The 14060-nt window shown below is 70.7% G+C and carries 16 protein-coding genes; 5 read left to right on the forward strand and 11 right to left on the reverse strand.

What is annotated here, in order from left to right; genetic code table 11:
- Positions 1-2: 2 nt before the first annotated feature.
- The 3 genes from AC1HFH_RS18225 to AC1HFH_RS18235 form a co-directional block, all read right to left on the reverse strand.
- Positions 3-1499: a serine/threonine-protein kinase gene (locus tag AC1HFH_RS18225; protein ID WP_480243994.1), complete on the reverse strand. Its 1497-nt coding sequence runs from the start codon at positions 1497-1499 to the stop codon at positions 3-5.
- 286 nt (positions 1500-1785) lie between these two features.
- Positions 1786-2655, reverse strand: a complete 870-nt coding sequence (locus AC1HFH_RS18230) for an arylamine N-acetyltransferase family protein (protein WP_480243995.1) — start codon at positions 2653-2655, stop codon at positions 1786-1788.
- Complete coding sequence (locus AC1HFH_RS18235; RefSeq protein WP_480243996.1) at positions 2586-3011, reverse strand: VOC family protein; 426 nt, start codon at positions 3009-3011, stop codon at positions 2586-2588. Before AC1HFH_RS18235 ends, AC1HFH_RS18230 begins: the two co-directional genes overlap by 70 nt.
- Here AC1HFH_RS18235 and AC1HFH_RS18240 point away from each other — a divergent pair.
- Positions 2978-4156, forward strand: coding sequence for a winged helix DNA-binding domain-containing protein (locus AC1HFH_RS18240; protein WP_480243997.1), 1179 nt, complete (start codon positions 2978-2980; stop codon positions 4154-4156). The two genes, AC1HFH_RS18235 and AC1HFH_RS18240, sit on opposite strands and share 34 nt — an antisense overlap.
- Before the next feature lie 7 nt (positions 4157-4163).
- Here the strand turns inward: AC1HFH_RS18240 and nadC are convergent, their stop codons facing one another.
- Together nadC and AC1HFH_RS18250 are read right to left on the reverse strand one after the other, a co-directional pair.
- Positions 4164-5024 carry a carboxylating nicotinate-nucleotide diphosphorylase gene (gene nadC, locus AC1HFH_RS18245; RefSeq protein WP_480243998.1) on the reverse strand — a complete coding sequence of 287 codons (861 nt, stop codon included), beginning with the start codon at positions 5022-5024 and terminating at the stop codon, positions 4164-4166.
- 216 nt (positions 5025-5240) lie between these two features.
- Positions 5241-6980: an L-aspartate oxidase gene (locus AC1HFH_RS18250; RefSeq protein ID WP_480243999.1), complete on the reverse strand. Its 1740-nt coding sequence runs from the start codon at positions 6978-6980 to the stop codon at positions 5241-5243.
- A 35-nt stretch (positions 6981-7015) separates the two neighbouring features.
- Between AC1HFH_RS18250 and AC1HFH_RS18255 the strand changes: the two genes are divergently transcribed.
- On the forward strand, positions 7016-7243 hold the full coding sequence (locus tag AC1HFH_RS18255) for a cold-shock protein (RefSeq protein ID WP_480244000.1): 228 nt from the start codon (positions 7016-7018) through the stop codon (positions 7241-7243).
- Positions 7244-7248: 5 nt separating this feature from the next.
- Here the strand turns inward: AC1HFH_RS18255 and nadA are convergent, their stop codons facing one another.
- Positions 7249-8283 carry a quinolinate synthase NadA gene (nadA, locus tag AC1HFH_RS18260; protein ID WP_480244001.1) on the reverse strand — a complete coding sequence of 345 codons (1035 nt, stop codon included), beginning with the start codon at positions 8281-8283 and terminating at the stop codon, positions 7249-7251.
- Between the two features lie 76 nt (positions 8284-8359).
- On the opposite strand from nadA, the gene AC1HFH_RS18265 reads away from it, so the two are divergent.
- Positions 8360-9112 (forward strand): NUDIX hydrolase, encoded by a 753-nt coding sequence (locus AC1HFH_RS18265; protein WP_480244002.1) that lies wholly within the window; start codon positions 8360-8362, stop codon positions 9110-9112.
- A 114-nt stretch (positions 9113-9226) separates the two neighbouring features.
- The gene (locus AC1HFH_RS18270) at positions 9227-9574 is read left to right on the forward strand and encodes a hypothetical protein (RefSeq protein ID WP_480244003.1); all 348 of its coding nucleotides are present in this window, start codon (positions 9227-9229) and stop codon (positions 9572-9574) included.
- 16 nt (positions 9575-9590) lie between these two features.
- On the opposite strand, the gene AC1HFH_RS18275 is transcribed toward AC1HFH_RS18270, so the two are convergent.
- Complete coding sequence (locus AC1HFH_RS18275) at positions 9591-9758, reverse strand: hypothetical protein (protein WP_480244004.1); 168 nt, start codon at positions 9756-9758, stop codon at positions 9591-9593.
- A 107-nt stretch (positions 9759-9865) separates the two neighbouring features.
- Here AC1HFH_RS18275 and AC1HFH_RS18280 point away from each other — a divergent pair, with 107 nt between their 5' ends.
- Positions 9866-11311 carry an SMP-30/gluconolactonase/LRE family protein gene (locus AC1HFH_RS18280; RefSeq protein ID WP_480244005.1) on the forward strand — a complete coding sequence of 482 codons (1446 nt, stop codon included), beginning with the start codon at positions 9866-9868 and terminating at the stop codon, positions 11309-11311.
- Here the strand turns inward: AC1HFH_RS18280 and AC1HFH_RS18285 are convergent.
- From AC1HFH_RS18285 to bioB, 4 genes are all read right to left on the reverse strand, one after another.
- Positions 11298-11831 carry a DUF1353 domain-containing protein gene (locus AC1HFH_RS18285; RefSeq protein WP_480244006.1) on the reverse strand — a complete coding sequence of 178 codons (534 nt, stop codon included), beginning with the start codon at positions 11829-11831 and terminating at the stop codon, positions 11298-11300. The genes AC1HFH_RS18280 and AC1HFH_RS18285 overlap by 14 nt on opposite strands.
- 130 nt (positions 11832-11961) lie before the next feature.
- Positions 11962-12639 carry a DUF2567 domain-containing protein gene (locus tag AC1HFH_RS18290; RefSeq protein WP_480244007.1) on the reverse strand — a complete coding sequence of 226 codons (678 nt, stop codon included), beginning with the start codon at positions 12637-12639 and terminating at the stop codon, positions 11962-11964.
- Entirely contained in the window at positions 12639-12848 is a 210-nt protein-coding gene (gene bsaP, locus AC1HFH_RS18295; protein ID WP_480244008.1) for a biotin synthase auxiliary protein BsaP, read from the reverse strand. The genes AC1HFH_RS18290 and bsaP overlap by 1 nt, the downstream gene beginning before the upstream one ends.
- A gap of 27 nt (positions 12849-12875) precedes the next feature.
- Positions 12876-13889: a biotin synthase BioB gene (bioB, locus tag AC1HFH_RS18300; RefSeq protein ID WP_480244009.1), complete on the reverse strand. Its 1014-nt coding sequence runs from the start codon at positions 13887-13889 to the stop codon at positions 12876-12878.
- Positions 13890-14060: the final 171 nt, after the last annotated feature.

Raw genomic sequence — 14060 nt, forward strand, 5'->3', positions numbered from 1 at the left:
CGTCAGCGCGTGTCGCCGTCGATCAGCAACCGGCCGCCGCTGTCCACGACCCGCAGCGTCAGGCCCTTGGTGCGGTCGCCGATGGTGATGCTGTAGATCTGCATATCCACCGAACCGTCGGGATTGTTCCCGTTGGAGGCCTGGATGTTGGCGAAGGCGAGCACCTGGTGCTCGCTCCAGTAGTCCCGAAACGCGGACTCACTGCCGTACACCTGTTGCGCGGCGGGGGTGAGCGACGACCACGAGCCGGCCGGGTTGCTGTAGAAATCGGCCAGCAGCTGCCCCGCGGCGCCCCAGTCGACGGTGCCGGTGCTCTCTGCCTGGCCCAGCGTCGCCGGGGTGGCGGCGGTGCTGGTCGACCCGTCGGTGACCTGCACCGTGGTCGGGGTGGCGGCCTGGATATCCGGATTCTCGGATCCGCTGTTGGTCATGGCGCTGATCGATAGCGCCACCACCGCCGCCGCAGCGCCGACACCGGAACCGATCAGGATCGCCCGGCGCTTGCCCGACGCCCCGGACCGGGACGGGGCACGGTGCGCGGCCGTCGCGGGATGGGCCGCGGTGGCCGGATGCGCAGTGGTCGGCGGATGTGCGGGAGCCGGGCGATGCGGTACGGGCGGCCGGGGGGCCGGAGCGGTTTCCGGGTGGGCGGCCGGCCGGGCCGGTGAACGGCGGATCACCTCGGTGGATCCGGCGGCATTGCGGCGTTCCACGGCCTCGTGGGCCGGCACGAATCCGGCGGGCATCGCGTCGGCATCGGCGAAGGCGGCCAGCCGGGCACGGGCCTCCGACATGCTCGGCCGATCCTCCGGCTCCGGGTTGAGCAGCTCGATCAGGAAATCGGTCGCCGGTCCGGCGTTGCGCGGCGTGCGGATCTGTCCGTTCGCCGCGGCGTACAGCACGGCGAGCGGGTTGGCGTTGGCGCCGTAGGGCGGCTCGCCCTCCAGCGCATGGAACAGGGTCGCCCCGAGCGCGAAGACATCCGCAGCGGGCGTCGGATCGGCACCGCGGGCCACCTCGGGGGCCAGGTAGGCGGCAGTGCCGCAGATCAGGCCGGTCTCGGTGAGGGTCACGTCGCCGGTGGCGCGGGAGATCCCGAAGTCGGTGATCTTGACCTCGCCGTGCTCACCCAGGAGCACGTTGCCCGGCTTCACATCGCGATGGACCAGGCCGGCGCGGTGCGCGGCGATCAGCGCGGACGCCACCTGTTCACCGATCCGGACCACATCGTTCACCGGCAGCGGACCGTTGTGGCCCAGCTCGGCGGCCAGGCTGCGGGACTCCAGGTACTCCATCACCAGGCACGGGTCGCCGTTGTGCTCGGTGATGTCGAAGACCACGATCGCGTTCGGATGCTGGAAACGAGCGGCGTTCCGGGCCTCCCGGATCGCCCGCTGGCGCAGCACGTCGCGTTCGCCTTCGGGGAGGCTGGGTTTGATGTGGATCTGCTTGACGGCCACCGACCGCTGCAGGCGCTCGTCGATCGCACGCCAAACCACGCCTGTGCCGCCGCTACCAATACGTTCGACCAGGCGGTAATGCTCCGCGATCATCTGACCGGTATCGATGGCGCCTACTCCGAACCTTCTCGAAATTGTGACATCCCGCGTATTGACCATTTACACGGTCCGCCGACGAGTGTAGCGGGCGGAGGGGACTCCCGGTGCAGCAGCGGGCAGATAGCTCGCCCGCCGGCCCGTGATCTGCGTCATCGACACCACCGCAGCATACGGGCGGGACCGCCGGGGCGCCGCCCCGGGGTTGCGCGGACGGCCCGGCACCGGTTCACCGCCAGGGCAGGGTGACCAGCTCGGCGGCGTCCGCGGATTCCAGTTCGATATCGAATACCGTGGTCAGCACCTCCGGCAGGGCATCCGCCGTGATCTCCCGGGTCTCGGCGGAACCGTCCGGGTACTCGGTGATCAGGGTGAGGTCGTCGAGGATGTGGTGCGCCGGACCGGTGAACCGCTGCACGAACGGCCGGGAGGTGAACGGCGAGCGCGGCGAGGTGGACACGAAATGGTTGCCGACGGCGTAGTCGATTTGGTACTGCGGTTCCAGGGTGAAGGTGTACCGGTCGAGCCAGCCCTGCCGGGCGAACTGATGCAGCACCCAGATATCGGAGCCGAGCGCCCCTGTGGTGCGTTCCAGCCGGAACCGCCAGCCACCCAGGGTGAGTTCCCCGCGCCCGGCGGCGAGCTGGAACGGTTCGGCCGGGCCGGCGCCGAAGCCGACATCGCAGATCCACACCCGGTCGTCGTCGCCGGTGGTGACGCGCAGCAGCGCATGGGTGGCCGGCAGCAGTTTGCCCGCGCGGTAGGCACCCATGGTCACCCGGCCGCTGAGCCCGGTCACGCCGAATCCCAGCCGTTCCAGGGCCGCGGCGAACAACCCGACGTTCTCGTAGCAGTAGCCGCCCCGGCGACGCCGGATCAGTTTGTCCTGCAACACCTCCAGGTCCAGCGGCACCCCGCGCCCGAGCACCACCTCCAGGTTCTCGAACGGGATCGTGGTGGTGTGCCGCCGCACCAGCTCCCTCAGCACCGCAACGGTCGCCGCGCGCGGCCCGACATACCCGATCCGGGTCAGGTACGCCTCCAGATCCAGCGCATCGGACTGCCAGCCCTGGACCGGAGCCATCTGCCGAGTAGACATCGATCCTCACTTCCGTCGGGTCCTGCGGTATCCAACTCCGCTGCCACCGATCTTGTTCCTGCAGCCCGTGATCCGCGCCGGGTCAGCTCGGATCGGTCCGTGATCCCGACCGGGTCCGCCACGATCTGCCACAGGTGGCCGTCAGGATCGGCACAAATGGCCGAGTAGCCCCAGGACACCGCAGCGGGCGGCGCGTGAACCGTCCCACCGGCCCGCTCGACCGCGGCCGCCGCCCGGTCCACGGCCGCGGTGCCGGTCACCGACGGGACCGGTGCGCCGCGATCATCGCAATCGTTTCGGGTCGCTCCGCTAGGATTCGCATATGCGTTCGATCGACAGCGCGCAGCGGCGGGCACGGCTGGCGTCCCGGCATCGGCTCGCCCCGGCCGCCCGGGGCACCGACCCCACCGAAATCGCCCGGTCGATGGTCGTGTTGCACGCGACCGATCCGGCGACCGTGTTCCTCTCGGTGGCCGCGCGCAGCATCGGCCTGGATGCCGGTGCTGTCGAGCGGGCGCTGTACCGGGACCGGACGCTGCTTCGGATGCTGGCGATGCGACGGACGATGTTCGTCGCACCGGTGGATCTGGTACCGGCTCTGCAGGCATCGTGCGCCGATGCGCTGGCCGACAAGCAGCGCCGCACCTACGGCAGGTTCCTGGAACAGGCCGGCATCGGCGACGGCGATATCCGGGCCTGGCTGGCCGACGTCGAAGAGCGCACCCACGCGGCGCTGCTGGCGCGCGGTGCCGCCACCGGCGCCCAGTTGAGCAAGGCGGTGCCGCTGTTGCGGACCCAGGTGGACACGGCGCCCGGTAAGGCGTATTCCCGGCCCACCAACATCACCACCTGGGTGCTGACCATACTCGGCGCGGAGGGCCGGATCGCCCGCGGCCGACCCGACGGTAGCTGGGCGAGCAGCCGATACACCTGGGTGCCCATGCAATCCTGGCTGCCGGACGAGCTCGTCTCGATGCCCGCCGAGGCAGCCCGCGACGACATTGTCCGGCAGTGGCTGTATGCCTTCGGACCGGCACCGATCGGTGATCTCAAATGGTGGACCGGTTGGACGCTCGGTGAGGTCCGCAAGACCCTGGCCCGTCTGCCGGTGGCCGAAGTCGAACTCGACTCCGGGACCGGGGTGGTTCTCGCCGACGACCTGGACCCGGTGCCGGACCCCGAACCGTGGGCGGCGCTGCTACCCGCGCTGGACCCGACCCCGATGGGCTGGCAGTCCCGCGACTGGTTTCTCGGCGAGCATGCGCCCAGGCTGTTCGACCGGAACGGCAATATCGGCCCGAGTATCTGGGTGGACGGCCGGATCGTGGGCGGCTGGGCCCAGCGCCCGGACGGTGAAATCGTCACCCGGCTGCTCGAGGATGTCGGCGCCGCCTCCCGCGAGCTGATCGACGCCGAGGTCGCGCGGCTCGCCGCCTGGTACGGCGACGTCCGCGCCGTACCGCGATTCCGCACGCCGCTGGAGCGGGAGCTCACCTCTTGATTCCGGTCTACATGTCCAGCCCCAGGTCGAGCACCTGCACCGAATGGGTGAGCGCACCGACCGCGAGGTAGTCGACGCCGGTGCGGGCGTAGTCGGCTGCGACGTCGAGGGTCAGGCCGCCGGAGGATTCGAGTTTCGTGGCGGGCGATTTCGCGTCGCGCCGCTGCACCGCGGCCTGGGTCTGCCAGAGCGGGAAGTTGTCCAGGAGCACCAGATCGGCCTGTTCGGCGAGCACCGCGTCGAGCTGTTCGAGGCTGTCGACTTCCACCTCGCAGGTGATGCCGGGCGCGTATTCGCGCACGGCCCGCAGTGCCGCCGCCACCGAACCGGCGGCGACGACGTGATTGTCCTTGATGAGGGCCTCGTCACCGAGCCCCATCCGGTGGTTGACCCCGCCGCCGGCCCGTACCGCGTATTTCTGCAGGGCCCGCAGGCCGGGCAGCGTCTTGCGGCTGTCCCGGATCCGGCATTCGGTGCCGGATACGGCATCCACCCAGGCCGCGGTGGCCGTCGCGATACCGGACAGGTGGCACATCAGGTTGAGCATGGTCCGCTCGGCGGTGAGCAGCCCTCGGGTGGGGGCCACGATGTCGAGAACCACGGTCCCGGGCGTCACCCGGGTGCCGTCGTCGACGCGCGCGGTGACCTGGTAACCGTTGCTGCCCAGCACCTCGTCGAGGGCCAGCAGGCCGACGTCGATTCCGGCGACGGTGCCGGCCTGCCGGGATACCACCGCGGCCCGGCCCACCGCGGCCGGGGGCACGGTCGCCAGCGTGGTGATGTCGGGTCCGAACCGCAGATCCTCGACGAGCGCGGTACGGATGAGCGCCAGCGCCTCGTCACGGTCCAGCACGGAATCCAGGGCCATCAAACGTTCTCCTCGTTCACTGCGTGCCTCGTGCACGCAGTACTTCCAACTCCGGTCCGCACGGACACACCGGATTCGCGGGGCGTACTCCTGCACCCGCGCTTTTCGACTTGCCGGCGCGGCGGCACCGCGGCCGGGTCCCGGCTCCGCTACTCGGCGGCTACGGGTCTTGTTCAGGCACGATAGTGGGCGCGACCGGGTACTGCAGGTTCCGGGTCACGGCAGCCGGGCGACCGTCCCGGGCTCGGGCATCTCGGCAGGCACCGGCCGGCCATCGATCAACCGGAGGGTCCGGCTGTATTGCTGTCCCGGGTCCGCATCCGGGTGGTCGGCCCGCGTATGACAGCCACGGCTCTCGGTGCGCGAGGCCGCGGCGGTGAGCAGTACCCGGGCAGTCGCCGTGATCGCGGCGTCCTCGATCCGCCGAATCCGCTCCGCCGCCGAACTTCCCGATCCGCCGCTGCACCGATCGGCGGCGGATGCCGCAACGGCACCGCTCGGGTCGCCGTCCCCGAGTTGCCGCGGTTCCCCGCCGTGCACCCGGTATCCGGCGGACTCCGGTCGTGGTCCGGTGACCGGCCGCTGCACGGGTACACCGGCTGCCGCCGGACTCGTGCCGGCCTGCAGGCGGCGCAGCGCCGAGGCGAGTCCGGCGCCGTCACGCACCACCGACGCGTGCTCGGTCAGCAACTGCTGAACGAGGGCGCGGTCGGCGATCGGGCGAATCGGCAGTTCGGCCGCCGCGACCCGGGCGCGCACGGCCTGCCGTTCGGCAGCGGCGACACCGGCCCGCTCCCCCACGACCAACCCTTCCAGCAGGCTGTTGGATGCCAGCCGGTTGGCACCGTGCAGACCGGTTCGGGCGACCTCACCGGCCGCATACAGCCCGGGAACCGCAGTGCGCCCGTGTGGGTCGGTCACCACACCGCCGCACTGGTAGTGCGCGGCAGGCGCGACCGGGATCAGCTCGCGGACCGGATCGATACCGGCGATCCGGCAGGAGGCGGTGATGGTCGGGAACCGGCGGGCGAACCCGTCGACCGCTCGGGCATCGAGATACACGTGATCGGTGCCGGATTCGCGCATCCGCAGGGCGATGGCCCGCGAGACGACATCACGCGGCGCGAGGTCACCACGCGGATGCACTCCGGCGGTGATCGAGCGGCCGTCCCGGTCGACCAGGACGGCACCCTCGCCGCGGACCGCTTCACTGATCAGCGGCCGCCGGCCCAGACCGCCGGGTGTGTGCAACACGGTCGGGTGGAACTGGACGAACTCCAGGTCCGCCACCTCGGCACCGGCCCACAAGGCCACCGCAACGCCATCCGCCGTCGCCCCGGGCGGATTGGTACTCAGCGCGTAGAGCTGTCCGAGCCCGCCGGTGGCGAGCAGCACCGCCGGCGCATGGACGACACCGAACCCGCGCTCGGAGACCGCAATGACCCCCTGGACTCCGGTGGGCCCGGTGACCACCCGGCAGACCGCCGTGCCGAACAGCACGGGCAGCCCGGCCGCCTGCAAGGCGCGCTGCACCTCGGCGCCGGTGGCATCGCCGCCGGCGTGGATGATCCGCCGGATACTGTGCCCGCCTTCACGAGTGCGGGCGATCTGCCCGTCCCGGCCACGATCGAACACCGCACCGAGTCCGGTGAGCGCCGAGACGGCTTCCTGCCCGCCCGCGACGATGGAATGCACCGCGCCCGGATCGCACAGGCCGGCACCGGCCATCACGGTGTCCTGCAGATGCGAATCCACCGAGTCACCGTGCGGCGCCACCACGGCGATCCCGCCCTGGGCGTACTGGGTGGCGGTATCGGCCGGTCCGCCCTTGCTGAGCGTGAGCACCCGCAGACCGAGCTGCGCTGCGGTCCGCGCCGCGGTCAGGCCGGCGACCCCACCACCGACGACGACCAGGTCGGCCGCCGCCTCCCAGCCGACCGGCACCGTGTCGGTCATCGCCGGCTGCCGATCACGGCTGCCATACTCGGCCGGTGAACGGAACCGTCGCTTTCTTCCGGCCGGACGAGGGCTGGGGCGCGCTCGACTCCCCGGACCTGCCGGACGGGCACCGGGCCTGGGTGCACTACAGCGAGATCGAGGGCACCGGCTTCCGGATGCCGGCCGCCGGTGAGCATGTCACGTTCGACGCCGAACCCGCCGACCAGGACTGCTTCCGGTACCGGGCCCTGCGGGTACGCCGGCACGCGGGTCCGGCGTAGTCCGGTCATTCCCCGCCGCCGGGGTTACCGATCTCGATCATCCGCTGCACCGATGCCCGGCCCGCCGCCGCCATCTCGGGGTCCACATGTACTTCGTCGGCGCCCTCGGCCAGACAGCGCAGCAGGGCGGCCGGAGTGATCATCTTCATGTACTTGCAGGACGCCCGGTCGTTGACCGCCTGGAAGTCCACGCCCGGCGCGGCCTTGCGCAGCTGGTGCAGCATGCCGACCTCGGTCGCCACCAGGACCTCGGTGGACTTGGCCGCCTTGGCGGCGTCGATCATGCCGCCGGTGGACAGGATGTGCACCCGGTCGGCCGGGAACGCGCCCTCGCCCGCGAGATACAGCGCCGAGGTGGCACAGCCGCATTCGGGGTGCACGAACAGCTCGGCATCCGGGTGCGAGCGCGCCTGCTCGGTGAGTTCATCACCGTTGATTCCGGCGTGCACATGGCATTCACCGGCCCAGACGTGCATGTTCTCCCGGCCGGTGACCCGCTTGACGTGGGCGCCGAGGAACTGGTCGGGCAGGAAGAGCACCTCGCGATCGGGGTCGATGGAGGCGACCACGTCCACGGCGTTGGAGGAGGTGCAGCAGATGTCGGTGAGCGCCTTCACCTCGGCGGTGGTGTTGACGTACGACACGACCAGCGCCTCCGGGTGCTCGTCCTTCCATGCCTGCAGCTCGGCGGCCGAGATCGAGTCCGCGAGCGAGCAGCCCGCGCGCTGATCCGGGATGAGCACCGTCTTGGCCGGGCTGAGGATCTTGGCCGTTTCGGCCATGAAGTGCACCCCGCAGAACACGATGGTGTCCTCGGGCGCCTCCGCAGCGATGCGGGACAGCGCCAGGGAATCCCCGACGTGATCGGCAACGTCCTGGATCTCGGGCAGCTGGTAGTTGTGCGCCAGGATCGTGGCATTACGCAGCTCGGCCAGCCGGCGCACTTCCTGCGCCCATTCCGGTGTCGCCTCGACGCCGAAGTAACCGCCCGGCCCGTCGTAGACCTGTTCGGACAGCGGCTGTGCGCTCGTCGTCGCCATGATGGCTCCTTCCTCATGCGAGCCGGCCACTCCACCGATTCGCACCAAACCTGGTTTTCGACTTATGATCGAAAACGTGCCCCATAGTATCACCATCCACGAATCGCTCACCGCGGTGTTCCAGGTTCGCCGCTTCCCCGCCGACGTTTCCGCAGGTGATGACGCCGCCGCCGGACAAAGACCGGGCGGCCGGGGCTCCCATCGCCGGCGGGAACTGGCCGTACTGCTGTGGCAGCGGGCCCTGCCACCCCAGGAGGGCACCTGGTCGCTACCGGGTGGCCGGCTGCGCGACGACGAGGACCTCGACACTTCGGCCCGCCGCCAGCTGGCCGAGAAGGTCGATGTCCGCGAACTCGCCCACCTGGAGCAGCTGTCGGTGTTCAGCGCCCCGGATCGCGTGCCCGGACCCCGCCGGATCGCCTCCGCCTATCTCGGCCTGGTGCCACTGACCACCGAACCGGAGCTGCCGTCGGACACCACCTGGCATCCGGTATCGGCACTGCCGGAGATGTCGTTCGATCACCGCACCGTCGTCGACCACGCCCGCACCCGGCTGGCCGCGAAACTCTCCTACACCAACATCGCCTTCGCGCTGGCCCCGGACACCTTCACCATGTCCACCCTGCGGGCCATCTATTGCGCCGCACTGGGCTACGAGGTCGACACGACGAACCTGCAACGCGTACTGACTCGGCGGCGGGTGATCACCCCGACCGGCGACACCGCCGCACCCGGCCGCACCGGCGGCCGCCCCGCCGCCCTGTACCGGTTCACCGATTCCGGGCTGCGCGTCACCGACGAATTCGCCGCCCTGCGTCCCCCCGGCTGAGCCACCGGGCGCCGCCGGGATCATCGGATGTGGCAGGTGTTGCGTACCGGCGGCCGGACGGGCATCGTCACACCCGGAAGGGGAAGCCGTTCAGCTCCGCCGAGGAGGTACCGAATGCATTCCGTGTTCCGCCGTGGTTTCGCCGCCGCTGCCGTCACGCTGGCGGCACTCGCCGGGTTCGCGCCGGGTGCAGCCGCCCGGCCCACGTACTACGACCCGGTACTCACACCGTGCAACCACCTGTTCCGCACCCCGCTGGAGGCACCCCGGCCGGGGACGAACGTGTACTGGAGTCCGTTCGGCACCTCGGACATCGCCTGTTACGACGACGGAATCGGCGGGCCGTCCTTCTTTCAGCGCGATCCCTGGGGCAGCTGGCATCCGATGAACGAGCTGACTCCCGGACACTTCTTCTACGTGATCTTCCGGTCCCTGGTACCCGATCAGGCCACCTGGCAGTAGGCGAACCGGCTCCGGATCAGCGTTCCACGAACCGATCCCGGTGTTTCGGGCGGCGCCGATAGTCGCGGCCGCTGCGCACCGGGACGGCAGCATTCGACCGCCGCAACTCGTGGCGGCGGCGCCAGGCGGCGAGCTCCGGACGCTCGGCCGGCGTCTCCGGTGGTTTCGGCTGTCGGCGGCGCATGGAATCCCTCCCCGGGTCGGTGACCGAGCCACGGTAACGGCCGGAAGCACCGGCGGGCGAACGGTTTTTCACCCACCGCTGGAACCTGTTGCAGTATGGTGCCCGCCATGCGCGTTCCCGGCACCGGTGCCCGATTCGCCCTACCGCTCCTTGCGGCTGCGCTGCTGGCCGGCCCGGCGCCCGCGACTGCGGCCCCGGCCTGGGGCCCGCCCGCGGCACCGAACCCGTTCCTGGGGCCGGACGGCACCGCGGCGATGCACGGGGATGCCGCTTCCTCGGATACGACTCCGCTGGCGGGCCCGGGCAGCGGGCCGGTACAGGTGTCCGCGGTGCCCCTGCCGGCCGCCTGCCCCACCGTCCTGCAGGCCGCCGACGGGCTGGTCCTCGCGGTGTGCACTGCGATCGCCGGCCGCACCCCGACCGTCTACCTGCTCGATCCGGACCGGACCGGTCCGCATGCAGTCCTGGCGTCCCTGCCACTGGCTCGAGGCAGCCTGCTCGGTGGGGTCTACGCCTACCTCGATCAGGCGGACCGGCTCGTGGTCGTGGACGGGGACCGCCGGTTGCTGCGCATCGCACACCCGGTGGACGAGACCGGCGGGCGGCGACTGGAGGTCGTGTCGACTACCGACCTGTCGGCGGCCGTTCCGGACGACGACGCCGTGACCGGGCTGGTTCCGGACCACACCGGAAACGTCTGGTTCGCCACGGGGGCCGGACTCGTGGGTACGGTGACACCGGACGGCGCCGTTGCCACCCTCGGCTTGCCCGAAGGCGAACGGATCGCCAACACCATCGCCGCGTCCCCGGCCACCGTATCGGTGGCCTCGACGCACGCCCTGTACGAGTTCCGCGCCGACGCCACGGGCGCGCCCCGGCCGATCTGGCGGGCGGTCTACGATCGCGGACCGGCCCGCAAACCGGGACAGCTCAGCTGGGGTACCGGCTCCACGCCGACCTACTTCGGTCCCGGCAACGGTGCCGAGTACCTGACGATCGTCGACAATGCCGCCGACCGGGTGAACCTGCTCGTCTTCCGTTCCGGCACCGGCGAACGCGTCTGCCGCGAACCGGTTCTCGGCAGCGGCGGCCCGGGCAGCGAGAATTCGCCCATCGCCATCGGCCGATCGGTCTTCGTGGCGAGCACCTACGGCTATCCCTATCCGGCGGTGCCCGACGATGCCGGACCGGCCGTGCCCGCCACCGCACCGTTCACCGGCGGAATGACCCGGGTGGACGTCGAACCGGACGGCTGCCGTGTCGTATGGGACAACGGCGTCCGCAGTGCGGCGGTTCCGCAACTGTCCCGCGCCGACGGCATGATCTACACCGTCGTGCGGCTCGGCGCCGACCACACCACCCCGCTGGACGGTTTCGCCTACGGCGTCGTCGATCCCGATACCGGCGAGCTGCGCACCCGGCGGCCGATCGCCGCCACCCTGGCCGCCGATACGCTGCAGACGGCCGGGCTGGTGACCGCGGCGGGCCGGCTCTGGCAGGGCACGGTCACCGGACTCCTGCGGATCGAGCGGGGGCGGCTCACTCCATCCTGAGATGCGGGCGCGGCACCGGACTCGACCGCATCCGCAGCACCCGGCCCACTCCCCAGAACAGGATTTCGACCAGCCAGAACAGCATCTGGAAGAACAGCACCACGACGACCGGGACCGCCAGGAACAGCACCGCCGGTACGGCGATCGCCAGCCAGCGGAGCAGAAATCCGGGGCTGATCCCCGCCCAGCGGGTGCCCAGCCGCACCGCAGCCCACATCAGCCATCGACGGGTCCCGGAGACGCCCAGTTCGCGCATGCTGCGGCGGAAGATCCCGTCGGCGTCCGCCGGGGTGACCGCCCCGCTGCGCAACAGATGGTCGTGCAGAATCGCGGCTCGGGTATAGATTCCGTACCGCGGAATGAGCCAGATGAGTGCACTGGGCACCGAGGCGAAGTCGGTGCGGAATCCTTCCGGCACCGTGAACTCCTCGGTGGCCCCCTGGTACACCAGCGGCTGGGCCAGCCGCCAGAACTCCGCGTCGTCCTGGCGGACCACCGGTCCGGCACCGACGAATGGCATCTTCGATTCCTCCCCCGCGCCCCACCGCGCGCTGCTCGTCGTCCTGTCGACGACGCGCAGCCTACCGGTCGGTGCCGACGACGAAAACGCTACGCCCGAACTCGATCCGGATCGCTCGCTCCGGCCCGGATCAGTCCCGGCGTGGTGGTGCGTCCGACGGACCGGGTGGTGTGACGAGGTAACCGGCCTCCGCCACCGTGGCATCCGGAACAGGGGCCATCGGATCCGGCGGGTACGGCTCGTCCATCCCGTCCGGGAACCGGTCCCCCAGCAGCCCGGCCGCACCGGAACGCAGATCTGCGGCCGGATTGAGACCGGCGAACAGCACCAGCAGCATCGCGGCCAGCAGGGGCTGCACCAGCAGCGCGAGTCCGGTGCCCACCTCGGCCGGCAGCGTGACCACCACGGCGATCGGCGGATCGTCGGGGCGCGGAAAACGAGCGGCGGAAACGGCTTCCCCGACCACCACCATGGCGGCCGCCCCGGCACCCGAGGCGAGCACCAGCGCAACCGCCAGGGCCGGACCGCGGGCATACCGGACGCGCCAGGCGGCCACCACCGTCAGCAATGCGACCAGAGCGGCGAGGCAGACGAAGATGGCCAGCGAATCGAACTCGTGCAGGCTCTCCCCGGTCAGCGGGATCCCGCGCCCGGGCGCGGTCACCCGCACCCGTTCGGGCGGTGCCAGCAGGCCCCAGGCCACCCCGGCGATACCGCTCGCCACCAGCACCGCCGCCGCGAGCAGCAGCACCCCACGCAGTTCCCGCCGCAGCACCTCCGGACGGTCCGGGACGGTCCGGACCGCCACTAGCGGCGTTCCAGTTCGGCCGATTCGGTGACCCCGTGCCGGGAGCACTTGGCCCACCAGCCGTCCGGGCTCACCTGCACGATCATCCGGCGGCCGCACTGCGCGCAGTACCGCGGCGGCTCCAGCCCGAGCGCGGCGGCGGCCGGCAACGGTTCGTCGCCGCCCGGCACGACCGGTTTGCCGGTGAACGGGTTGTAGAGGGTGTGCATATCCATAATGTACTGGTCGCCGACCGCTCAGATCGTTTCGTTGAGCGCCTTGATCGGCATCTTCAGCTCGCCGAGCAGATCCAGATCGGATTCGGCGGGGCGGCCCAGAGTGGTCAGGTAGTTGCCGACGATGACCGCATTGATGCCGCCCAGGATGCCCTGCTTCGCACCGAGATCGCCGAGGGTGATCTCCCGGCCGCCGGCGAACCGCAGGATGGTCCGCGGCAGCGCCAGCCGGAACGCGGCAACCGCCTTCAGCGCCTCCGCGGCCGGCAGCACCTCCAGGTCCCCGAACGGGGTACCGGGCCGCGGGTTCAGGAAGTTCAGTGGCACCTCGTCCGGCTCCAGGGCGGCCAGGTCGGCGGCGAATTCGGCGCGCTGTTCCAGGGTTTCGCCCATGCCGAGGATGCCGCCGCAGCACACCTCCATCCCGGCCTCGCGCACCATCTTCAGTGTTCCCCAGCGCTCTTCCCAGGTGTGCGTGGTGACCACGTTCGGGAAGTGCGACTTCGAGGTCTCCAGGTTGTGGTTGTAGCGGTGCACCCCCATCGCCGCGAGCTGGTCGACCTGCTCCTGGGTGAGCATGCCGAGCGAACAGGCCACCTGGATGTCGACCTCGTTGCGGATCGCCTCGACACCGGCGGCCACCTGCGCCATCAGCCGCTCATCCGGGCCGCGCACCGCGGCCACGATGCAGAATTCGGTGGCACCGGTCTTGGCGGTCTGCTTGGCCGCCTCCACCAGGCTCGGAATATCGAGCCAGGCCGCCCGGACGGGCGATTCGAACAAGCCCGACTGGGAGCAGAAGTGGCAGTCCTCCGGGCAGCCGCCGGTCTTCAGGCTGATGATGCCCTCGACCTCGACCTCCGGGCCACACCACTTCATCCGCACGTCGTGGGCCAGCTGCAGCAGTTCCTCGAGGCGGTCGTCACCGACCTGCAGCACCGCGAGGGTCTGCTCCTGGGTCAGCCCCTCACCGCGCTCGAGCACCTGCTCACGCGCGATGGCCAGAATGTCGGTCCGGGCGGGTGCCTGCGTCACGTTCGGAGTCCCTTCTCCTGATCGGCGCCGTACTGCATCGACGAATCGGCAGCCGGGCGATGCGGGCCGCACCCCGGCTCCCGGGGTGCACGGCCGTGCAACTTGAACGGTGTTCAGGCTAGGGTAGCGACCGAGAGTGAGTCAAAGCACGCCGCGGTGGCGGGCCGGATA

The organism is Nocardia sp. KT25-26 (assembly GCF_056627695.1).